At 70.0% G+C, this 22,168-nt stretch carries 15 protein-coding genes; 11 read left to right on the top strand and 4 right to left on the bottom strand.

Annotation, left to right across the window (positions count from 1 at the left end; translation table 11 throughout):
• Positions 1–62: 62 nt before the first annotated feature.
• Positions 63–3,080: a Kelch repeat-containing protein gene (locus WMF27_RS43850; RefSeq protein WP_437943567.1), complete on the top strand. Its 3,018-nt coding sequence runs from the start codon at positions 63–65 to the stop codon at positions 3,078–3,080.
• A 121-nt stretch (positions 3,081–3,201) separates the two neighbouring features.
• Here the strand turns inward: WMF27_RS43850 and WMF27_RS43845 are convergent, their stop codons facing one another.
• Complete coding sequence (locus WMF27_RS43845) at positions 3,202–4,731, bottom strand: sigma-54-dependent Fis family transcriptional regulator (RefSeq protein ID WP_437762922.1); 1,530 nt, start codon at positions 4,729–4,731, stop codon at positions 3,202–3,204.
• A 1,223-nt stretch (positions 4,732–5,954) separates the two neighbouring features.
• On the opposite strand from WMF27_RS43845, the gene WMF27_RS43840 reads away from it, so the two are divergent.
• A complete protein-coding gene (locus WMF27_RS43840; protein WP_437762923.1) occupies positions 5,955–6,554 on the top strand; it encodes a hypothetical protein in 600 nt (199 codons plus the stop codon).
• Positions 6,555–6,665: 111 nt separating this feature from the next.
• On the opposite strand, the gene WMF27_RS43835 is transcribed toward WMF27_RS43840, so the two are convergent.
• On the bottom strand, positions 6,666–8,117 hold the full coding sequence (locus WMF27_RS43835) for a peptidoglycan-binding domain-containing protein (RefSeq protein WP_437762924.1): 1,452 nt from the start codon (positions 8,115–8,117) through the stop codon (positions 6,666–6,668).
• 494 nt (positions 8,118–8,611) lie between these two features.
• Complete coding sequence (locus WMF27_RS43830) at positions 8,612–10,255, bottom strand: ATP-binding protein (protein ID WP_437762925.1); 1,644 nt, start codon at positions 10,253–10,255, stop codon at positions 8,612–8,614.
• Positions 10,256–10,506: 251 nt separating this feature from the next.
• Between WMF27_RS43830 and WMF27_RS43825 the strand changes: the two genes are divergently transcribed.
• The 7 genes from WMF27_RS43825 (at position 10,507) to WMF27_RS43795 (ending at position 17,160) form a co-directional block, all read left to right on the top strand.
• Complete coding sequence (locus WMF27_RS43825; protein WP_437762926.1) at positions 10,507–11,097, top strand: Uma2 family endonuclease; 591 nt, start codon at positions 10,507–10,509, stop codon at positions 11,095–11,097.
• Positions 11,098–11,242: 145 nt separating this feature from the next.
• Positions 11,243–11,491, top strand: coding sequence for an AbrB/MazE/SpoVT family DNA-binding domain-containing protein (locus tag WMF27_RS43820; RefSeq protein WP_437762927.1), 249 nt, complete (start codon positions 11,243–11,245; stop codon positions 11,489–11,491).
• Complete coding sequence (locus tag WMF27_RS43815; protein WP_437762928.1) at positions 11,479–11,820, top strand: type II toxin-antitoxin system PemK/MazF family toxin; 342 nt, start codon at positions 11,479–11,481, stop codon at positions 11,818–11,820. Before WMF27_RS43820 ends, WMF27_RS43815 begins: the two co-directional genes overlap by 13 nt.
• An 84-nt stretch (positions 11,821–11,904) precedes the next feature.
• Positions 11,905–12,669, top strand: coding sequence for an ABC transporter ATP-binding protein (locus tag WMF27_RS43810; protein ID WP_012241252.1), 765 nt, complete (start codon positions 11,905–11,907; stop codon positions 12,667–12,669).
• A complete protein-coding gene (locus WMF27_RS43805; protein ID WP_437762929.1) occupies positions 12,670–14,790 on the top strand; it encodes an FtsX-like permease family protein in 2,121 nt (706 codons plus the stop codon).
• 128 nt (positions 14,791–14,918) lie between these two features.
• On the top strand, positions 14,919–15,047 hold the full coding sequence (locus WMF27_RS43800) for a hypothetical protein (RefSeq protein WP_437762930.1): 129 nt from the start codon (positions 14,919–14,921) through the stop codon (positions 15,045–15,047).
• A 331-nt stretch (positions 15,048–15,378) separates the two neighbouring features.
• Complete coding sequence (locus WMF27_RS43795) at positions 15,379–17,160, top strand: right-handed parallel beta-helix repeat-containing protein (protein ID WP_437762931.1); 1,782 nt, start codon at positions 15,379–15,381, stop codon at positions 17,158–17,160.
• 29 nt (positions 17,161–17,189) lie between these two features.
• Here WMF27_RS43795 and WMF27_RS43790 read toward each other — a convergent pair whose 3' ends face one another.
• On the bottom strand, positions 17,190–17,969 hold the full coding sequence (locus tag WMF27_RS43790) for an RNA polymerase sigma factor (RefSeq protein WP_437943565.1): 780 nt from the start codon (positions 17,967–17,969) through the stop codon (positions 17,190–17,192).
• 433 nt (positions 17,970–18,402) lie between these two features.
• Here WMF27_RS43790 and WMF27_RS43785 point away from each other — a divergent pair, with 433 nt between their 5' ends.
• Both WMF27_RS43785 and WMF27_RS43780 read left to right on the top strand, forming a co-directional pair.
• Entirely contained in the window at positions 18,403–20,349 is a 1,947-nt protein-coding gene (locus WMF27_RS43785) for a YgiQ family radical SAM protein (protein ID WP_437762933.1), read from the top strand.
• Entirely contained in the window at positions 20,324–21,556 is a 1,233-nt protein-coding gene (locus tag WMF27_RS43780) for an aminotransferase class V-fold PLP-dependent enzyme (RefSeq protein WP_437762934.1), read from the top strand. Before WMF27_RS43785 ends, WMF27_RS43780 begins: the two co-directional genes overlap by 26 nt.
• The last annotated feature ends 612 nt before the right edge of the window (positions 21,557–22,168 follow it).

The following is a 22,168-nucleotide window of genomic DNA, read 5'->3' as shown; positions in this document are numbered from 1 at the left end:
AGATTCCACGGAGGAGCCCATTTTTCTTGACAGCTAGAGCATCGAGATTGCTATCGTCGAGCATGCGTTCAGCCTCGTTCTTGCGCCGCTTCGCCCCCGTCCTCCTCGTCGCGCCGCTCGCTGCGGCGCTCGGCTGCGATGACGCCGATACCCCGCGAAGCCGCGTGAAGGAGCAAGGCATCGGGGCGGCTGTCGCCGCGCTCACGGCGCCACGCTGGGACATGGCGCCGCCGATGAACGTCGCCCGGAGCAGGCACACGGCGACACGTTTGCTCGACGGGAGGGTCCTCGTGGCCGGCGGAGCGAGCGAGACGGCCGAGGTGTACGACCCCGCGACGAATACATGGGTGCTCGTCGCGCCGATGAGCACGCGGCACACCGGCCACACCGCGACGCTCCTTCCGGACGGCAGGGTCGTCGTGGCCGGCGGCGTGACCGAGGTCGTGGAGATCTACGACCCCGCCAGGGATGCATGGACGCTCGCCGCGCCGCTCCTCACGCCGCGCGAACGCCACACCGCGACGCTCCTGCCCGACGGCCGGATCCTCGTGGCCGCCGGCGAGTTCGAAGAGTGGGTGATGGGCTCGAGCGAGATCTACGATCCCGTCACGAATACGTGGACCGCCGCGGGCCCGTTGGCGCACGTGCGCTCCTCCCACACGGCCACGCTCCTGCCGAACGGCAAGGTCCTCGTGGTGGCCGGGGTGGACGCATCCGGCGACCCCATCGGCAGCGCGGAGATCTACGATCCCGTCACGAATACGTGGACCGCCGCGGGCTCGATCCAGAATCGGGAAGGGCACACCGCGACGCTCCTCGCGAATGGCAAGGTGCTCGTCGCCGGCGGCTACACCGATTACGGTGGTGAGGGGTTCTCCTCCACGAACCGCAGCGCGGCGCTCTACGATCCGGCGAGCGGTACCTGGACGACCGCGACGCCGATGAACGTCCCCCACCACAACCACACGGCCACGCCGCTCGACGATGGCCGGGTGCTGGTCGCCGGCGGCGGCGCGCTCACGGAGGTCTACGATCCGGCGAGCGGGAGGTGGTCGCTCGGCAAGTACCTGAACATGGACCGGAGCCGCCACACCGCCACGGCGCTCGCAGGCGGGCGGGTGCTCGTGGCCGGCGGCGGGAGCGCGACCGTCGAGAGGCTCACCCTCGCGGCCCCGGGCGATTCCTGCCTCTTCGCGGGCGAATGCGCGAGCGGCTTCTGCGTCGACGGTGTCTGCTGCGATGCCGCGTGTGACGCGGGCGCGTGTGACGCGTGCGCGGTGAGCGCAGGCGCGTCGGCGAACGGCACCTGCACGCCGCTGAGCGGAGCCGTTTGCGGCAGCGCCGACGGCTGCACGGCGAACGGCGTCTGCCAGGCGGGCGCTTGCGTCGGGGCGTTGCCGGTCGGCTGTCAGTCCTCGTGGACGCCGGCCGGGAACATGCCCGTGCCGCGGCAAGACGGCACGTGGGCCGAGCTCGCCGATGGCCGCGTGCTCGTGGCCGGCGGGTACGACAACGACTGGAACGATACCCTGTCCGCGGACCTCTACGATCCGGCGACGAACGCCTGGAGCGGCGTCGCGTCGCTCTCGCAGGCGCGCCGCAAGCCCGCGTCGATCCGGGTCTCGACCGGCGAGATCCTCGTCGTGGGCGGTGATTCTCCGTCGACGGCCGAGGCATACGATCCGGCGAGCGATACGTGGACGCTCACCGGCGCCATGGTCGCGCACCACGATCCGAGCGTCGCTGTCTTGCGGCTCCCCGACGATCGTATCCTCGTCGTGGGCGGCGGGACGGCGGTCGCCGAGCTCTACGATCCGACGACGAGGTCCTGGGACGCGACGGGCTCGCTCGGCGTCTCGCGCTCGGGGCACTCGGCGGTCCTCTTGCAAAACGGGAAGGTGCTGGTGAGCGGCGGCGCTGGCAATCCGGCGACGGCGGAGCTCTACGACCCGGCCACGGAGACGTTCTCCCCGGCGGGGACGCTGACCTTCGCGCATTCCGGGCACCGGGCGACGAGGCTGCTCGACGGCGGCGTGCTCGTGGTGAGCGGCAACGGCGCCGATCGGTATGACCCGGCCACGAACACCTGGACGCCGACGCAGGCGTTGCTCATGCCGCCCGCCGATTTCACGGCGACGCTGCTCGGTGATGGTCGGGTGCTGGTCATGGGCGCGCCGCACGTCCCGCACGCGCAGGTCTACGAGCCGGCGACGAATGACTGGACGCTGACCGGGCCCCTGGACGTCGCGCGCCGACGTCATACGGCCACGCTGCTCGGAAACGGAATGGTGCTCATCGCGGGCGGCACGGAATGGACGGGCGGCAGCCAGTGCGACCTCCGGAGCGCCGCGGTGTACGACCCCGTGACGAATGGCTGGTCGATGGTGCCGAACCTGAGCAGGCTACGCAGCTCTCCGTCGTCCGTGCTGCTCGATGGCAATCGCGTCCTGGTCTTCGGGGGGCTACTGGGAGGTTGCTCGTCCGGGGACGGCGACCCCGAGGCGCATGCAACCACGGAGGTTTACGAGGGCGGCGTCACCCCGGAGGGCAGCGGCGGAAGCGCAGGCGCGGGCGGGTCCGGCGGTATGGGCGGCTCCGGCGGCTCCGGCGGCTCCGGCGGAAGCGTAGGCGCAGGCGAGGGCGGGAGCGCAGGCGGCGCCGGCGGAAGCGCAGGCGAGGGCGGGAGCGCAGGCGGCGCCGGCGGAAGCGCAGGCGAGGGCGGGAGCGCAGGCGGCGCCGGCGGAAGCGCAGGCGAGGGCGGGAGCGCAGGCGGCGCCGGTGGAAGCGCAGGCGAGGGCGGAAGCGCAGGCGGCGCCGGCGGAAGCGCAGGCGAGGGCGGAAGCGCAGGCGGCGCCGGCGGAAGCGCAGGCGAGGGCGGAAGCGCAGGCGGCGCCGGTGGAATGGCCGGCACCGGCGGTCAGGGCGGTATGGGTGGCGTGAGCGGCACCGGCGGCTCCAGCGACGGCGAAGAGCCGGGCGACGGCTGCAGCGCCGCACGCGGATCCGCGAAGAATAGCGGGAGCGGCTTCGCGGCCCTCGTGGCCCTGGGCGCCCTCTTCACGCGCCGCCGCAGGCGCTGAAACGCGAGAAGGCTCTCGCAGGCTGTGATTTGCTGGTGCTGCTCCTCGTGGCTCACCTGCTCCCTCATGCCGGTCTTGACCGACGCATCCGGCTTGGCGGTTCAAAGGCCGGCGGCGTCCGTCACCCATCGAAGGCAGGGCGCCGGCCACCTGCGCCGGCCACCCGGTGCTTCGCCAGGAGCTTCTGCAGGTAGGTCCGGTTGAACCCGGATTCCCGCGCCGCCTGCGACACGTTCCCTCCGTGTCGATCCATCAGCGCCACGAGGAACGCACGCTCCAGCTCGGCGACGCCCGCCTCGCGCGCCGCATCGAGCTCGTCGGCGGAGAGCCGCGAGAAGCGCGGCGCCAGCGGCCCGGGTCCTGCTGGCTGAGCCACATCGGACGGGAGCAGATCCACGTCGAGCTCCGGCCCCGTCGCCAGGATGCACGCGCGCTCCACCACGTGGGCGAGCTCGCGCACGTTGCCCGGATAAGCATGCTCGCGGAGCGCGCGCGCGGCGCGCTCCGTGAAGCGGGGCCGCTCGCCGGGGCGCTTCCAGCAGGTGCGGAGGAAATGCTCGACGAGGAGCGGGACATCGCCCGCGCGCTCGCGCAGCGGCGGAATCTCGATCTCGATCACCTTGAGCCGGAAGTACAGATCGCGCCGGAACTTCCCTGCCTCGACGAGCGCCGGCAGATCCTGGTGGGTCGCCGCGATCACGCGGACATCGACCTTGTCGGTCCGGTCGGAGCCCACGCGCTGGATCTCTCCGAACTGCAGGAAGCGCAGGAGCTTCGCCTGCACCTCGGGCGCGATCTCCGCCACCTCGTCGAGGAAGAGCGTGCCTCCCTGCGCCGACGCGACCCGCCCGACGCGGTCCCGGTCGGCCCCGGTGAACGCGCCTTTGACGTGGCCGAAGAGCTCCGACTCGAGGATGGTGCCCGGCAGCGCCGAGGTGTGCAGCGTGACGCAGGCCTTGCTGCGCCGCGGGCTGTTCACGTGGAGCGCGCGGGCGATGAGCTCCTTGCCCGTGCCCGTCTCCCCGCGGACGAGCACGGTCGCGTCCGAGTCGGCCACCTGCGCGACCGTCTTGAGGAGCGCGAGCATCCTGGCGTCCTGCGTGACGATGCCCTCGAAGTCGTAGCGGGCGAAGAGATCGCGCTCGAGGCGCTGGCTCCGGCGTCGCAGCGCCTCGCGCTCGAGGGCCCGCTTGAGGAAGAGCCCAGCGAGCTCGGCGAACTCGGCGACGAAGCGGAGCGCCTCATCGCTGGCGGCCCGGGATTTGTACTCCACGTAGACCGCGCCATAGACGTCGGCGCCGTGGGCGAGGGGCGCCACGAGCGCGGCGGACGCGCCCGACTCCTCGAGGCTCTTGAGGAGCGAGGCGCGCGGCTCGTCGGCGTCCCTGGAGAGGTGAACGATCTGCCGCGTCTCGATGGCCTGCCGCACGAGGCCGCGGCTGAACTTGCGCTCCTTGTCGGAGATCTTCGCCTTGTCGAAGTGGACCGCGAACTTCTGCTCGTAGGAGCCGTCCTCACGGACGACGATGAAGCCGCGATCGGCGCCCGTCGCCTCGAGCACGCGGCGGAGCACGAGCTCGGGGGCCTTCGCGTCGTCGTCCTCGGAGAGGAGGATCCGTACGATCTGAAGGAGCGAGGGGTAGAGATCCATGGCCGCAGCGCTCAGGGTACGATGCGGGGGGAAGGGTGCACAGAGCGATTTCCCGTGGGGTCCGTGGGTCCGCCATGGCGTCGCCGGGCAGCGTCGCGGCGAACGATTGCTCGGGTCGCCCGCGCGCGCCCTGGCCCGACGCGGGTTACTCGCCACAGGTGCGCTCCGGACCGCATCGGGTCGAGGAGGCGGCGCCTGCACTGCCCAATGCGTGGGCGCCGAGGGCATCAGCGGAAGCGCCACGGCATCGTTCGGCTGAACAGAGATGGCGGGGTTAGCGCCCCCAATCGGCAGGCGGACGTCGGCCTCAACCCCTCAAAACCCACGCAAACCTGCCCGATCCTGTCCTCCGCTCTTTCTTGACACGGAACGGCATCTCGGATGGTCTCGAAAATTGGAGTCTGACGTGGGGGGATGCACGCGAAAGTTGACGACGCCCTTCGAATGCGATTCGGCGTGCCCGCCATCCCTTCACGAGAGCGCCCCCTTCTTCCCCAACGCGTTCGCGAATCACGCAGGAGCGCATTGAGCAGTCGAAACGACACGTGGTTTCGTTGAAATAAATGCAGCGCGATTCGGCTGAACACTCCCCTAAACGAAACAGGTCCATGCTGCCAAGCTGAGGCTGCGCACGACTGCGCCCGCCCCGTTCTGACGCCATGTAGCCGTCGCCATCGCCCCAATGAACATTTCTAACAATCCACAGGTCAATTCAATGTCCATCGACGAGCGAACATTTGACATGTCTGCGTCGCCACAGCGAGCACAAGGCATGTACCGTCCCCTCCGGTTTGCACCGGATCATCCCGACGAAGGCACCGTTCGACGCGTCGCTCACGCGCTACTGGATCACTTTGCGGGGCGACGCAGGTCACGCTCGCAGTGGCGGGCGACGAAGACCTTCCGATTCTCGTGGAAGCGCCCAGTTAAGCGGGGCGATCAAACGCTACACATTAACGAGTCATCAACAAACTTAAGATTTGATAGCTTTTGCGACCACCTACGCTCTGCTCGACGCCTAGACACCGACGGCCTCAAGTTGCCTTCGCTCAACAATAGCTGGATGGACTCCGGCGTCGTTGGCGCGCTCACGTTTCACGCCCCCCTGCAACCAGGACGACAGCCATCTAACGCTTGTCCACTCACCATCATTCGCGGCAAACGTTCCCATCGCCCCTGCGCTCGATCGAGAAGGGTTCGCCTTCTCCAATGTTACTCTGCACTTGCAGCAAGCCATTCTTGACACGCGACGAAGGCTCGTCGAGGACTCAGAACTGCTGTTCAACATTGGAACCGGAGTCTGGTTGCGCAATCTGATGGCGCACCTAAATGCTGCAGTGTCGCTTGTCGAGGTCACCCTGAACATGATCTATTACAAGGCCAAGTACGATGCGGCATCTCTGGGGTGGCGATTCGACGAGCAGAAGCTCGGACCGACGCATGGCCGACGCCTAATCGATAAACTGACCTGGATCGGCACCATCACGGGAAAGCCGCTCGACAACGCACAGGACGAAATTGAGTCATTTAAGAAACTAAAGGAAGTCAGAAACCATCTTCATCACTTTGATCCCCCCGTGTTTGCGTGCACCATTGAAGATGCCGCAACTTGGCTAAATCAAACTCAGCCACTCGCTGAGCTCATCTGGAAAATACGAGAGAGGCTTCCCGTGCCTCTTTCTGGACCCCTTGTTGAGATGCTGCTCTGTCCGCGCGTTCGCTTCGTGCCGAAAGATCCTGGCAAGCGACGCGCGCCCCAGACTTCAGCCGTAGGGTACGCAAGCTGCCGAGCGTCAGGCACCCCATATAAGAACGATGACTAGAGCATGGCTCATATTGAAATACCGAGGGAATCAGCCACGAGATAGAAAACCGCAAGGGGCGCTATTACCGCGCCTCTACTCCACGCAGCGTCACTCCCCTCCCCGCGCGGTTCACCCCCTGATGGTCGCGCCGTGGATATGCGCCGCAAAATCGGCATACTTCATCCGAAACCGCCCGCAGCCCTCCGGCAGCGGAGCCCGGGGCGGGACGCCCTGGCAACTATCCGACCCCGCCGGATTGCGCAGAATCACCGAAGCAGGCGTGCCGTCCGCCCCCCTCTCGATCTTCTCGCCCGCGACCCAGTGGTAGCCCCCCTCCCACTTCAGAAGAATCGGCACCTTCTCCCCGCGCCCCAAAGCCCCGGCGACATCGTCGGCCACGGACGTCCCGCTGCGCAGCAGCGCCGAGACGCTCGTGTAGCTGCCGCCCATGAGGTCCTGGAACAGGCTCGTGAAATTGCCGAGCGGGACGCGCGAGTCGCCCCCCAGAGCAGCCCAGAACGAGTCGTTGTCCTCGGGGTTGTCGTAATCGAAGATCCAGCTCATCAGGGTCGCGTGGTTCATGAGCGCGGACTGGAACAGCCGGTCGATGTCGATGCGGCCCGAGGCGTCGCGCTGGATCGCGTTGCGCGGCATCCTGAGCACGCGGCCCGAGCGGAGCGTCACCTCGCCCGCCTCCCGCGTGATCCCGTCGAGGATCCGCGTGAACTCGGCCGGATCGGCGCGCAGCAGCACGTACTCCATCGTCCCCGCGCCGCAGGTGCCGTGGCGCGCCCCCTGCTTGACGCGCAGCGGGTTGTCCACGTGCCGGATCGTCTGCGCGAGCACGAGGTGCGGATCGATGCCCCCCTCGAGCACGAGCCTGCCATCGCGCCGGACGCCCGCCATGGTCGCGAGGTTCGGCAGCAGCGCCCCCGCGTGCAGCCGGCCCGCGGCGAGCAGCCTGCCGAGCGCGGCCAGACCGCGCGCGTCGCCCCGGAGCGCGCGCCGGACCTCGTCGAGGCGCGCGCTCCGATCGGCGGCGAGCGCGCCGGCGGCAGCAGCCCCGGGCTCATCGCCGACGGAGTCCACGGCGGGCGGCGGCGAGTCCGGGTCCGGCTCGGCCCCGGGCACGACCCGCGGGAGCCTGCGCGCGTCCGTGAAATAGCCCTGATCGGTGCGCGAGGCCGGGGCGACCGCCTGGACCGCGGCTGACGTGCGCCCGAGCGCCGCCACCTCCTCCGGGCTGAGCCCCGCGGCCCTGGCCATGGCCTCGTCGAGCGCCACCGTACGCCGGGCCCCGAGGCGCCTGTCGAGGGCGGCGATCGTCGCGGCGTCCACGATGCCCGTCTGCGGCAGGCCCTCCGCGGCTTGCAGCGCGACGATGGCGGCGTGCGTCTTCGGCCCGAACGAGCCGTCGGCCTTCATCGCCTCGCCGATAGCGCCGAGCGCCTCTTGCAGGGCGCGCACGCCGTCGCCGTGCGCCCCCTGCGCGAGCGTCGCCGCGCCCGCCGCGACCGCGCTCAACACCTCGTTCGACGCGAGCTCGGGGGTGCCGAGCCCTGTGTTCCCGCTGTCCCCCATGGGTCCCCTCCTGCGATCACCAGGCGCGCTGGGTTCGTCCCAGGATACAGCAGCGCCTGACCATCCCGGCGCTCATGCCGGCGGCGCGCGCCAGCTCGACGGCGCTGTCGCCGCGCCGTGCGACGGGGACGTTGGCCCCAGGAATCGAGACATCCTGGCGAAAACGAGACAAAACACGACCAAATCAAGAAAAATAGATCAGGTTTCCAGGTAAATACGGGCCAACTCCAGAGAATCAACTCTCTCAACTGGACTATCGAGAGCCAACTCCAGAGAATCAACTCTCTCAACTGGACTATCGAGAGCCACATCCAGAGAATCAACTCAATAAACTAGATCAACGCACCCAGGATCCAGAAAAACATCTCATGAATCGAGCCAATCAAGCCGGCCCTCTCGTGCTCGCTTGGCGGAGACACGCCCCGGCTCCACCTCCGAGAGCCGGCGTAGCTGGTTGCCTGTTCAAGGCGGCCGATGGAGAGGCGTAGAACGCCTCACGTCCAGCCCTGGGCCGGCCGCGCGTCCGCTGGCAGCCGCATCGTGAACGTCGTGCCGCGGCCGGGAGCGCTGTCCACACGGACGCTCCCGCCGTGGGCTTCGGCGCAGGCGCGTACCAGCATCAGACCGAGGCCCCATCCGGGCGCGCGGTGCTCGCCGGCGGCGCGCATGAACGGATCGAACAGCGTCTCTTGCGCCTCCGGCGGGATCGGCGCGCCCTCGTTGTGCACGCTCATCTCGACGCCGTCCCGCAGCTTCGTGATGGCGACGGCGATCGGCGCGTCCTTCGCGCCGTACTTCAGCGCGTTCGAGATCAGGTTCCAGAGCGCGCGTCGCAGCTCCGAGGCACCCCAGATCCCTCGGACACCCTCGTCTGCATGCAGCACGATGCGGCCAGGGTGATCGGCAGCGAGATCGTTGATGAGCTCGCGGCCGATCTCGCTCAGGTTGCACTCCTCGAGCGTGACCGAGAGACGCCGGCCGGCGTGAATCCGATCGGCGTCGAGCAGATCGATCACCATGCGGTCCGCCCGATCCAGGTTGCGGACGACGACCTCGACCCGCTTCGCGACGACCGGCCCGCTCGCGTCCGGCTGCGCGGCGAGCATCGTCGCAGCCATCCTCGCTGCCGACAGCGGGCCGCGGAGATCGTGCGCCAGGACCGAGACGAACTGGTTTCGCTGCTCGCGCGCGACGCGCAGGGCACCGAGCTGCTCGAGCAGCTCCGTGTAGAGTCTGGCGTTGTCGAGGTGGAGCGCGAGCCGCTCGCCGACCGCCGCGATGCGCCGCGTCTCACGGGCGGTGAACGTCCGCTTTTCACGGAGGCCGATGTACAGGACACCCATGAGAGAACGCTGCGGCGGGAGACGGATGCCGAGCAGCGAGTGGATGCCGCTGTGCCGGAGCCTATCCGGCACGTCGAGCAACGTGGTCTCCACGTCGCGCATCGACATCGCATACTCCTGCAAGGCGACGGCGCCTGCGAAGGACGATGCGTCGACGGCTCGCACGTACTCGACGAACGGCTCATCGGCCAGGCCCACCGAGGCGACCATCTCCAGCTTCCCGGTCCTGACGTCGTGCAACAGCAGCGCAGCCGTATCGGCGTCCATCGACTCCATGACGACCTCGAGGACCTTCCTCAAACGCCCCGACGACAGGGGCGCCTCTCCGCCGAAAGGCTGCAAGAACGGGTCATGGAGCAGCCGCAGGTAGCGCTTCTCGGTTTGCTCGTCCTCCAGGAGGTGTTGCCGGAACGCGCGCGCTATGAACACGGAACGGGCGTGGATCTCGGCGAAGAGGCGCTCGATCTCCTCCAAGCTCGGCTGCTCTTCGGCGGCTGCGATGGCCCAGGTGCGCACGATCGCGCGCCCGAGGATGGCGAACTCTTCCAGCGCCTCCTCGAGGCTGAAGCCAGCGCGCAAGCGTGAGGACAGATGGCGCTCGATGAGCTCGTCTCGCTCGCGGCGCACCTCCTCCCCGTCCCATCCACGCGCGAGCGTCCGCACGTACTTGGGCATCATGTTCGTCAGCTCGGGGCTCGCCAGCCCCCGCGCCGCCGCTGCCCTGTTCGCTTCGCTGGCCCATGCTTCGACGATCTCTGACGCGCGCGTCGCGATGATGTGTTTGATCGTCCGCATCGACCCCCTCGCATCCTTGTCGAGATGATCCTTAAGAGGCTCGACGGCGCTCCTGCCAGTGCGCGTCACCGACGCTCCGGATCACGCCACCCGAGCGCTTGGACGCATTCCAGATCTCCCGGTAAGCGAACCCGTACGCACTCGGGCTCGCCCTGGTGATCGCGGTCGTAGCCCTGCCCCGGCCACCGCCCCGACCTGGCCCCGTTGCTCACCGCCTTGCCTCACCGCCCGCCCCCGGGCAGGCTTCGCCCATGGGCCAGCCCGCCGACAAGCAGCGCCGCGCCACGTACGCCGACCTCGGCGCCGTCCCGCCGACCAAGGTGGCGGAGCTCGTCCGCGGCACCCTGCACGTGTTCCCCCGACCGGCGCCTCGGCACGCGAGCGCCGAGAGCGCGCTGCAGGGGGAGCTCTTCGGTCCCTTCCAGCGGGGGCGGGGTGGCCCGGGTGGCTGGCGCAGCCTTGTCGAACCCGAGCTCCACTTCCCCGATCCGGACGCGCCGAGGGAGGCCGACGTGCTCGTGCCCGACCTCGCCGGCTGGCGGATCGAGCGCATGCCCGAGCTGCCCGAGACGGCCTATTTCGCGCTCGCTCCAGACTGGATCTGCGAGGTGCTGAGCGCCTCCACGGAGAGCGTCGACCGTGACGAGAAGATGCCTATCTACGCGCGCGAGGGCGTGCGGTATGCGTGGCTGGTCGACCCGATCGCGCGGACCGTCGAGGCCTACGTGCTCGACGCGGATCGCCGCTGGGGAGCCGCGCCCGTCTACCGCGACGCCGCGCGCGTTCGCGTCGTGCCGTTCGAGGCCATCGAGCTCGACCTGTCCGTGCTCTGGGCGGAGTAAGATGTTGACGGCGTCCTGACGAATCCCCTCATTTTGTTGGCATTTTTAGCAGAGAAGAGTCCTCCGGCCGCGCACGAGCGGCGCAGTCCGGGTGGCCTTGACGGCGCCTGCCTCGGTAGGTACGTTGTGATCACGTAGGCTGAACATGAAAACCCGCCTGGTCCGCATCGGCAACTCCAGGGGAGTCCGGCTCCCGAAGCCCCTCATCGAGCAAGCAGGCTTGACCGAGGAGGTCGAGCTCCATGTGCGTGGCAATACCATCATCATTGCCGCACGAAAGTCGCCTCGAAGCGGCTGGGCGGAAGCCGCACAGCGCTTGCACGCCGAGGACGGCGACCCGATGCTCGACGCTCCGACGCCGACACGCTTCGACGAGGCCGAATGGCAGTGGTAGGCGTGAAACCGGTCCGTCGCGGGGATGTCTTCCTCATCGATCTGGACCCGACCCGCGGAAGCGAGATCCAGAAGACGCGCCCCTGCGTCGTGGTCTCGCCGGACGAGCTCAACGCGCATCTGCGCACGGTCATCGTGGCGCCGCTCACGACGGGAGGGCAGCCTTACCCGTTCCGCGTCGCGTGCCGGTTCTCGAACAAGAGCGGGCACGTCGTCATCGATCAGCTCCGCACCGTCGACCGGGAGCGTCTCGTCCGCCATCTCGGTCGCATATCGCCGGCGACCCTGACGCGCGTCCTGGCCGTCCTTCAGGAAATGTTCTCTCCCTGAGCGGAGGAACGCGCGCCGCCGAACACCACAGAGATAGAATTGACGCTGACACTCGGTACGTGACGAGCCCGGCACCGCACGCCCATGAGCACCCCCTCGACCCCTGCCTCCGACGAGGCCGTCCTCCGCGTCCGCAACCTCCACAAGTCCCACGCGCTCGGCGCGACGCCCATCGAGGTGCTCCGCGGCGTCGACCTCGACATCCACGCCGGCGAGATGTGCGCGATCATGGGCCCCTCCGGCGTCGGCAAGAGCACGCTGCTCTCGTGCGTCGCGGGCCTCGAGTCGCCCGATCGCGGCGAGATCCGCGTGCTCGGCGAGGACATGGCCGCCCTCGACGAGCACGGGCGGACCCTCCTGCGCCGCCGCCGCGTCGGCATCGTCTACCAGTTCTTCAACCTCGTCCCGACCCTCACCGGCTACGAGAACATCGTCCTCCCCTACCTCATCGACGGCGCCGCCCCCGACCACGACGCCGCGTCGCGCATGCTCGATCGCGTCGGCATGCGCGCCCGCGCCGAGCACTTGCCGTCGCAGATGTCCGGCGGCGAGATGCAGCTCATCTCCATCGCCCGCGCCCTCGTCCGCCGCCCCGCGCTCGTGCTCGCCGACGAGCCGACCGGCAACGTCAACGTCGCGACCGGCCGCCGCATCATGGCGCTGCTCGCCGACGCCCTCCGCGACGCCGGCAGCGCCATGCTCCTCGTCACGCACAACGCCGAGGACGCCGCCCGCGCCCACCGCGTCGTCTTCATGCGCGACGGCCTGCTCCTGCACGACGCCGCCCTCGCGGGCCCCGCCGTCACCTCGGCCGCCGTCCACGATCGGCTGAAAGAGCTCGGCATCTGAATGCTCCTCCTCCTCCGCGCCCTCTTCCAGCCGCTCGTCCGCATCCTCGCCCTGCGCAACCTGCGCGCCGACCGCTTCGGCGCCATGGCCGCCGTGCTGGGCGTCGCCCTCGGCACGGCCACCGTCAACGTCGTCCTCATCCTCGACGTCGGGACGCGCGCCGTCGAGGCGAGGAGCGCCGTCACCAACCCCGACCTCCCCGTCTTCACCGATCAGACCATCACCCTGCGCGGCCTCCGCCCCGACGGGCAGCCCATCGACGCGGAGGACGCCCAGGAGGAGACCCACGAGGACTACGAGATCATGCGGTCCGCGATCCGCCTCGGCTCGCTCTCCGCGTTCCTCGTCGGCGCCCTCATCGTCTTCTTCACCTTCAACGTCGCCGTCGAGCGCCGCCGCCGCGAGATCGCCCTCTTGCGCAGCGCCGGCGCGCTGCCGCCGCAGGTCGCGGCGGTCTTCGTCCTCGAGGCCCTGCTGCTCGGCGTCGGCGGCGCCGCGCTCGGCCTGCTCGGGTCGATCCCGCTCGCGTACCTCGCCGCGAAGGCGGGCATCACGACGACGGGCCGCGCGCGCATCCCGCTGAACGCCATCGTCCTGCCCTGGAGCGCGATGCTGCTCGTCTCCGGCACCGGCGCCCTGACCGCGCTGCTCGGCGTGCTGCGCCCGGTGCGCGACGCGCTCCGCCTCGACATCGCGCGCGCCCTGCGCCCGCGCTTCGTCGAGGGCGGGGCCGAGCAGCGGCGGCGCATGCGCGGCGTCACGCTGCTCGCGCTGCCGTTCATGGTGCTCGTCTACGGCCTGCTGCGCCCGTTCTTCCAGGAGTCCGTCCCGCTGTTCGCCTTCTTCGTCCTCGAGGCGGGCCTCGCGTGCGCGGCGTTCCTCGCCGCCATCGTCTTCGTCCCGGACCTCGTCGCCCGCCTCGGCGCGCTCGCCGTCCGCCTCGCGCCGCGCCGCTGGGCCGCCGAGCGCCTGCTCTTGCAGCGCCGGGTCGAGCACAGCGGCCACGAGCTCGCCTGGAGCGTCGGCGGCGTGATGATGGTGTTCGCCCTCCTGCTCGCGCTGCACATCGCCACGTCGGCGCTCAAGCAGGAGGTCTCGGCCTGGGCCGGCCGCGCCCTCGCGCCCTACGCGTTCCTCTACCCGGACGAGCCGCTCGGCCACGCCGAGCGCTTGCTCCCACGCCTGCCAGAGCGCCTCGTCGCGGCGCGCTTCTCGAGCCGCACCCCGTGGCCCAACGTCGCCTACGCCGTCCCCGCCGACGAGCTCCTCGCGCTCGCCGAGGCCACGGGCCGCGCCGAGCCGATCGCGCTCGCCCGCCGCTTCGGCCCGGGCAAGGCGCTCGTCTCCACGATGATGGCCCGCCGCTTCGGCGTCGGCCCCGGCGACCTGCTCGAGGTGGGCGGCCGCGCCGGCACGCGCCGCCTCGAGGTCGTCGGCATCACCGACGAGCTCGGCTACGTCCACGCGGCCGGCGCGTACCGCAACCTCCGCACGTACGCGGTCATCGACGCGTCCGACTTCCCGGTCATCTCCCCGTACGCGACCGCGATCGGCCACACGCTCGCCCTCGCCGATCCGCGGACCGGCGCCGCGGCGGCGCGGGGCGGCTCGGCGACGCCGCCCTGGGCCGAGCTCCTCGCCGACGTGCCGCGCGCGCGCGACGTCCGGATGCAGACGGGGGTCGAGATCGAGGCCATCCGCCGGAAGGCGACGGGGCGCGACTTCGTGATCTTCGACATGATCCTCGGCTTCACGACCGTGCTCGCGGCGATCGGCGTCGCGAACCAGATGGTCCTGGCGCTGCACGCGCGGCGCCGGGAGCTCGCGCTGCACCGCGTGCTCGGCATGACGGCGGGGCAGGTCCGCCGGATGGTCCTGATGGAAGGCGCGCTGGTGGGCGCGCTGGGCGGCGCGCTGGCCGTGCTGCTCGGGATCCCGCTGGGCTCCGCGGCGCTCGGCGCGCTGCGCACGGTGTCGACCTTCGAGGTCGAGTTCCATATCCCGCCGGAGTACGGCCTGTTCACGGCGCTCGGCGCGACCGCGGTGGCGCTCCTCGCGTCGCTCTATCCCGCGCGGAGCGCGGGGCGGAGCAACGCGGCAGAGTCGGTCCACTACGAGTGACCACGAGCAGGAGCGCGCGCCCGTCCTTCACGAAACTCGCCCGGCCGTCGCGGGCTCTTCTCCCCCGATCGCCCTCGGCGTGCCGCCGCAAAGCGCTCGGACGCGGCGCTTGCGCAGAGGCGTTCAGCATGACAAGTCACGTGGCATATCGTGGGCGCGACAACATCCCCACGGGCACGCGCGGCGGTGCCTCCGGCGCGTTCAGCGCGACGGGCAACTCGCTCTCGAAAGTAACTGTCACGGACAGCCTCGCCTAGTTCCATCCACCAGGAGTCCGGCCAGGGATCCGGAGTTTGTCGCTCCAGGAGCTGACGGCGAGCCAGCGCGCCCCGGCGCCCAGCGTCCCTGGAGTTGACGTGCGCTCTCCGCGCCCGCCGGGGACGGCCGCCGCGCGCGGCGCGGCCGCTCATGAAGATCGCTCAGGCCGGACACGGAGAGCGGGGCATCGGTGTGCTCGCGTCGCGGCGACCGCGGAGGAGGTGAGTCTCTCCTTGGCACAGCGGCGCTCCGCTCGACTTCTGCGCTCGCTCCTTGCTCCTGGTGGTGACTGACAACGACGGATCGACCCTCGTCCGAGAGGAGGCATGTGTGTTATTGGACCAGCGGTTTGTGCAGATCTGGTTCGGAGCCCTGCTCGCGCTCGCCTCCGCTCCAGCCGGAGCGACGCTGCCCCCGGACAGCGCCGCCCGCTCCGAGGCGGGCTGGGGATATCACCCCCCTCCGGAGGAGCGCGCTGTGTCCTCCCAGGGTTTCTGCAGCCTCGATCTGCCCTACACCGAGCCGCCCTTCCTGACAGACCAGGCGACCGGCCTCGCCTGCCCCGATTACACCACGCAATCGCCGCTCTGCACGGGGCCTTTCTGCCCCGCCAGCCGCGTTTGCCCGGGGACGAGGACGCTGCACGAGGACCTGAATGCTTGCGAGGGGGCAGCCTGCTGCCTGCCAGGCTCCGTCGCCCCGGACGGCGTGGTCGACGTCCTGCCCTACCTGGCGAGGCCGGCGGAATGGCCCTTCTCCGCCGACGCATCCGTCGACCGCAGCACGAACGTCGACGACAGCCCGGGCATCGCGACGGCCATCGAGTGCGCGGCGTCGCTGAGCGCCAGCAGGCGCACCGTGGCTTTCCCTGCCGGGCGTTACGTGCTGCGCACCCCGCTGCGGCCCCACCATGACGCGCTCACCCTGGAGGGACCGGAGCTGTCTCCCGAGGCCCCCCCGGGCGACCCCCGGACCGCGACCCTCGTGGCGCTCCCCTGCAATCCGGAGCAGTACCCCGGGGCCATCCAGGTCACCAGGGTCGTCAAGCCGGACGGGACCCTCATCAGCGCGGTCCATGGGCTCTGGATCCGCAATCTGCAGATCGCGATCACGGATGGGCCACGCAGGACGGCGAACAGCGGCATCCAGCTGAACACCTGCTCGGACTGCAAGGTGGAGAACGTCATCATGCGCTACGCGCCCCTCGTTCCCCAGCTACCTTCCTGCAAGCCGAGCAACCTGGAGGGCATCAGCTTCACCTGGGGCTCCGGGGGCGTCATCCGGAACGTGCTCGTGGATGGCTTCTCGAAGAGCGGCATCTACCTGTCCTCCATCGCCGGGTACCACGACACGCCGCCCATCCTCGTGGAGAACTGCGAGCTCAGGAACATCGACGGCCCGATCAGCGCCAGCGGGATCAAGATCGTCACCGCCAACGTGACCGTGCGAAATTGCCATGTGCACCACAACATGATCCATCCCGGCGACGGCTCCACCACGGTCAGCGGCGGGCATGGCCTCTGGATCTCCACCCAGATCTCCCCTGGGCCCGGGATCCCGAGCCCGGTGCCGTACAACATCGTGGTCAAGGACAGCTACTTTCATCACAACGGCGGCGCCGGCGTCGTGCTCGCGAGCCCCATCGAGGACAAACGTCCGACGGGGATCCTGATCAAGAGGGTCAAGTTCGCTTACAACGGGAGCCATGGCGTCCACGTGCAGGCAGGCGCCGGCGTGACGCTCTGGGACGTCTGGTCGTGGGGAAACGCGCTCTACGGCGTGCTCCTGAGCTCGCGGACGACGCTGCCCGCGACCTCGGCCCGGGTGGAGGATGTGACCCTGGAGAACCTGCTCGTCTTCGACAACGCCCTGCGCTTCGCGTCGGGCTCCTTTCCCGGCATCAGGATAGAGGCCAGCGGCGTCACGATCCGCGGCGGCACGGTGGCTCGCTGCGAGCCCTGGCGCGGGATGCAGTCGCGATCCATCCAGCAGCAATGCTGGCTGTCGGGGCCGGCCGGCGCGCAGGTGCTCTTTCCTCCGGAAGAGAACGTCGTCTCGGACGTGAGCACCTACGGCACGAGCGCGCCGGAGGTGCTGGCGTGCCCTTATTGACGAGCGGCGGGGGCCCGCGCTGCGCCGGCTCACTTCCCCCGCTTGCGCCGCCGGGGGGCCGGCCGGCGCCGCGTCGTCGCCTCGGCGGCGAACGGCCTGTCGCCGAGGCGCAGCGCGCTCCGCTGCTCCGGGTCGAGCCGCTTCACCGCCGCCCGGAAGTCCTCCCGGGCCAGCCGTAGCCGGTTCTGCCCCGTGTTCTCGTTGATCTGGAGCTCCCGGGCGATGTCCACCACCGGGATGTCCAGCATGTCGTGCATCACCAGCATGACCCGCCGCTGCGGGTCGAGGCTGGCGAGCAGCGCGTCGATCACCTCGGCCCGCTCCATCGCCTCCAGCCGCTGCTCCAGGCGGGGCCGGCTGTCGGCGCCGGCGGAGCTCGCGATGAGCCGCAGGCCGTCCGGGATCTCGCGGCGCCGATAGGCCCGGTCGCGGTAGTGGCTGACCTGCCGCCACGCGATCCCGTAGAGCCACCGGTAGAGCGAGTCCCACACCCGCCGCGGCTGCCCCTCCCCGATCCACGGGAGCACCGCGCTGAGCGGCACCGGCTCGTGGTCCTCGTCCTCGAAGTCGTCCTCGAAGAAGTCGTCCTCGTCGCGCCGCCCCTGCAATGCGCGCAGCAGGCGGCTCGCGTCGAAGGTCTCCAGATTGCGGTAAGCGGCGAGGAGGACGTCGTGCAGCACGTCCTCGCGATCGTTCGCCCCCACGCCAACCCCCCGGAGCAGCCCGCGAAGGAAGGGAACGCCCACCTCGTGCACCACAGCGAAGCTGAGATGTTTGGCGCGGAGGTCATCCTCTGATCGTGATTCCACATATTATTTTTACTGACCCTCTTTCCGGGTCGTTTTGGAACCCTCCCCCGCGCGCCAAAACCTCTTATTTTGAAGCGTTTTTTGATGAGCTCACCAGCGGCTGACGCGGAGTGAAACGCCGCGGCCCGCCGCGGTGGTGGGTGGCGCGCGCCAGCCCTCATGTCGCGTCCGGAGATCCGATGCTCCGTGACCAGAAGCCGTGACCTGCTGGCCGGGTATCGAGCAAGTTGTGCGTTTTCCCCGGGAAAACGCGGGCTGCGCCCTCCCGCCGGCCCCCCGCGCGCCGGCCTCGGCCGCGGCCCCGCGGGGCTTCCCCGGCGCCGTCACGCCGTCGCGCCGTCACGCCGTCACGCCGTCACCCGTCCACCCCTCGCTTCCCCGCCGGGGCCGCCCCCTTGCCGCCCGCTCTCCCGGCCCGTAGGGTGACGGCGCCGTGCCCCTCACCCAGCTCCGCCGAAGCGCCGGCGCCGCCCCCCGCGACCTGACCGCCTTCCTGCCGACGACCCGGGAGGAGATGCGCGCGCGGGGCTGGGACGCGCTCGACATCCTGCTCGTCAACGGCGACGCCTACGTCGACCACCCCGCGTTCGGCGCCGCGATCATCGGCCGCTTCCTCGAGGGGCGCGGCTTCCGGGTCGGCGTCGTCTCCCAGCCCCGCTACCAGGACACGAGCGACCTCCTGCGGATGGGCGTACCCCGGCTCATGGTCGGGGTCACCGCCGGCAACCTGGACTCGATGCTGAACAAGCTCACCGCGCAGAAGAAGGTCCGCAGCGAGGACCAGTACTCGCCGGGCGGGCAGGTGGGCCTCCGCCCCAACCGGGCCTCGATCGTCTACGCGAACCTCTGCCGGCAGGCGTTCCCGGGCGTCCCCGTCGTCCTCGGCGGCATCGAGGCGTCGCTCCGGCGCATCGCGCACTACGACTACTGGTCCGATCAGGTCCGCCGCTCGGTCCTGCTCGACGCCAAGGCCGACATGCTCATCTTCGGCATGGGCGAGAAGGCCGTCTGGGAGGTCGCCGATCGCCTCCGGCGCGGCGAGCCCGTCCGGTCGATCCGCGACGTCAGGGGCACCGCCGTCCCCCTGCGCAAGGGCGAGTGGGAGCAGATCGAGGGCTCGCGCTACGTCGCCGACGGCAAGACGGTGATCCTCCCGAGCTACGAGGAGGTGGCCGCGGACAGGGGCGCCTTCGCGGAGATGTCGCGCGCGTTCCAGTTCGAGACGAACCCCGGCAACGCCCGCCCGCTGCTCCAGGCGCACGGCGCCGAGGCGGTGTACTTCAACCCGCCCGCGTTCCCGCTGGAGACGGGCCAGATGGACGCGCTCTACGACCTGCCGTTCACGCGGGTGCCGCACTGGTCGTACGACGCGCCGATCCCCGCGTACGAGACGGTGAAGCACTCGGTCGTCACGATGCGCGGCTGCTTCGGCGGCTGCACGTTCTGCTCGATCACCGAGCACGAGGGGCGGGTGATCCAGTCGCGCTCGGCGGACAGCATCCTGCGCGAGGTGCGGGCGCTGCGGCGCATGGACGGCTTCCGCGGCGTGCTCAGCGACCTCGGCGGGCCGACCGCGAACATGTACCAGATGCGGTGCAAGGACGAGGCGATCGAGAACGCCTGCCGGCGGCTCTCGTGCGTCTTCCCGGAGGTCTGCGAGAACCTGAACACCGACCACGGCCCGCTGCTCAAGCTGATGAAGGCGGTGCGCGAGGAGCAGGGGATCAAGAAGGTCTTCATCGCCTCCGGCGTGCGCTACGACCTCGCGGAGCGGTCGCCCGAGTTCATCGAGGAGCTGGCCGCGCACCACACGGGGGGCCAGCTCTCGGTCGCCCCGGAGCACAACAAGAAGGACGTGCTCGACAAGATGAAGAAGCCGGGCATCGAGAGCTACGAGCGCTTCGCCGAGCAGTTCCGCTGCGCGAGCGAGGAGGCCGGCAAGAACCAGTTCCTCGTGCCCTACTTCATCTCGGGGCACCCCGGCTCGACGCTGCGGGACATGGTAGACCTCGCGATCTACCTGAAGAAGAGCGGGATGAGGCCGCGCCAGGTGCAGGATTTCATCCCGACGCCGATGTCGATGGCGGCCTGCATGTACCACACGGGGATCGACCCGCTCACGCGGGAGCCGGTGTACACGGCCAAGGACCTGCGCGAGAAGAAGCTCCAGAAGGCGCTGCTCCTCTACTGGGACCCGGCGCACCACGACGAGGCGCGGGAGGCCTTGATCAAGGCGGGCCGCGGGGATCTCATCGGCACGAAGCCGCACTGCCTCGTGCCGCCGGCGGCCGGCAAGGGGGCGCCGCCGCGCTACCTCGCCAAGGTCCGCGGGGAGCGCCGGGGGAAGCCAGCCGATGCGACACACCGCCGAAATCGATAGGGATCGGGCGTTCACCGCGAAGCTCGGCGATCGCGGGCTGTTCCCGCACCTCGCGCCGCTCGTCTACGTGAACCACGCGGGGATCTCGCCGCCGTCGCGGCCGGTGCGCCTCGCGATGATGGCGTTGCTCGACGACTACGCCGCGCAGGGGGCGGCCGCGTTCCCGGCGTGGCACGCGCAGCGGCTCCGCCTGCGGGAGAAGCTCGGCCGGCTCATCGGCGCCGCGACGGCAGGTGACGACATCGCGCTGGTCCAGAGCACGACGAGCGGGCTCACGGACATCGCGCTGTGCTTCCCCTGGCGGCCGCGCGACCGGGTGATCCTCTTCGAGGGGGAGTTCCCGGCCAACGTGACCCCGTGGCAGCGCGCGGCCGCGCTCTTCGGCCTCGAGGTCGTCTTCCTGCCGCTCGGCGGCTTCGCGGACGGCAGCGGCTCGGGCCTCGCCCGGCTGGAGGGCGAGCTCGAGCGCGGGGCGCGGCTCGTCGCGGTGAGCGCCGTGCAGTTCCAGACCGGGCTCAGGATGCCGCTCGCGGCGATCGGCGCGCTCTGCCGCGCGCACGGCGCCGAGCTCTGCGTGGACGCCGTGCAGGCGGTCGGCGCGACGCCGGTGGACGTGGAGGCGGCCGGCGTCGATTACCTCGCGTGCGGCGGCCACAAGTGGCTGATGGGGCTGGAGGGCACGGGCTTCCTCTACATCCGCCGCGAGCGCCTGCCGTCGCTGCGGCCCGCGGTGGCGGGCTGGCTGAGCCACGAGGACGCCGTGAGCTTCCTGCTCCAGGGCCCGGGCAAGCTCCGGTACGACCGGCCGATCCGGCAGCGCGCCGACTTCGTCGAGGGCGGCAACCTCAACGCCGCGGGCTTCGCCGGGCTCGAGGCGGCGGTGGACCTGATCCTGCAGATCGGGGTCGAGCGGATCCACGAGCACGCGAACCGGTTCCTCGATCCGCTCGAGGAGGCGCTCCGGGAGCGCGGATGGGAGAGCCTGCGGCCGGGAGATCCGGCGCTGCGGGGTTGCTCGCTCGGGGTGAGGCCGCCGGGCGGCGCCTCGGTGGTCGAGCTGTACCGCGAGCTCACCCGCCTCGGGATCGCCTGCGCGATCCCGGACGGCGTGCTGCGCTTCTCGCCGCACTGGCCCAACGCGCTCGACGAGTGGGAGCAGGTGCTGCTGTCGGTCGACGAGGCGCTCGGGCGGATCGCGACGAGGTGAGTCGGCGCCGCGCGCGGCGCATCGTCCGATTCCACATGACCATGACACGGCACGAGCACCTCAAGCTGTGTCAGTCCAAGATGGATCGTGCCCCAAAGCTCCTCGGCGCGAAGACGGAGCAGGAGACGATCATGACGTGTTCATCGCGCTCTCGACGCGTCCCCTCGGCGCCACCGCCCTGACAGCCGACGAGGACGACGATGCGATTCGAGCCGTCCTCGACTTCGAGCTGGAGCGGTTCGTCGCCTGAACGCGGGAGCCCCTCACCCGCACCGTCCCGCCCGGAGATGTCGTTATCCGTCCTGTCGACATGTCGCATTCCGTGCGGCGGCTGTCTGACATCCACGCATTGAAGGGCCCACCTTCACACCACAGCCTATCGATATGGCGCCCTCCCCCGGCGTCATCGATGCTTGCCCTCCTTGACACGCGCGAAACCGAAGAGGACGATGAGAACGGCAAATAAGGACGGGACCGTCCTTCACGTGACTTAACCATCCGCGCGCGCTCGTGCGCTGGGGGGCTCCGCAAGGCGCTCGACGGCAGCGAGCCGCTGTGGACCGCCTTCCAATCCAAGTTCGGGTCATTGGCTCCGGCGCCGCATACGCCGCC

The organism is Sorangium sp. So ce281, from assembly GCF_051527395.1.
Lineage (GTDB): Bacteria > Myxococcota_A > Polyangia > Polyangiales > Polyangiaceae > Sorangium > Sorangium cellulosum_B.
The sequence above is the reverse complement of the archived record's forward strand: the minus strand, read 5'-3'. Positions and strand labels throughout refer to the sequence as shown.

Coding starts and splice junctions, on each gene's coding strand:
- WMF27_RS43850 (WP_437943567.1), top strand. CDS start 63: ATGCGTTCAGCCTCGTTCTTGCGCCGCTTCGCCCCCGTCCTCCTCGTC.
- WMF27_RS43845 (WP_437762922.1), bottom strand. CDS start 4,731: ATGGATCTCTACCCCTCGCTCCTTCAGATCGTACGGATCCTCCTCTCC.
- WMF27_RS43835 (WP_437762924.1), bottom strand. CDS start 8,117: ATGGGGGACAGCGGGAACACAGGGCTCGGCACCCCCGAGCTCGCGTCG.
- WMF27_RS43830 (WP_437762925.1), bottom strand. CDS start 10,255: ATGCGGACGATCAAACACATCATCGCGACGCGCGCGTCAGAGATCGTC.
- WMF27_RS43825 (WP_437762926.1), top strand. CDS start 10,507: ATGGGCCAGCCCGCCGACAAGCAGCGCCGCGCCACGTACGCCGACCTC.
- WMF27_RS43820 (WP_437762927.1), top strand. CDS start 11,243: ATGAAAACCCGCCTGGTCCGCATCGGCAACTCCAGGGGAGTCCGGCTC.
- WMF27_RS43815 (WP_437762928.1), top strand. CDS start 11,479: ATGGCAGTGGTAGGCGTGAAACCGGTCCGTCGCGGGGATGTCTTCCTC.
- WMF27_RS43810 (WP_012241252.1), top strand. CDS start 11,905: ATGAGCACCCCCTCGACCCCTGCCTCCGACGAGGCCGTCCTCCGCGTC.
- WMF27_RS43805 (WP_437762929.1), top strand. CDS start 12,670: ATGCTCCTCCTCCTCCGCGCCCTCTTCCAGCCGCTCGTCCGCATCCTC.
- WMF27_RS43800 (WP_437762930.1), top strand. CDS start 14,919: ATGACAAGTCACGTGGCATATCGTGGGCGCGACAACATCCCCACGGGC.
- WMF27_RS43780 (WP_437762934.1), top strand. CDS start 20,324: ATGCGACACACCGCCGAAATCGATAGGGATCGGGCGTTCACCGCGAAG.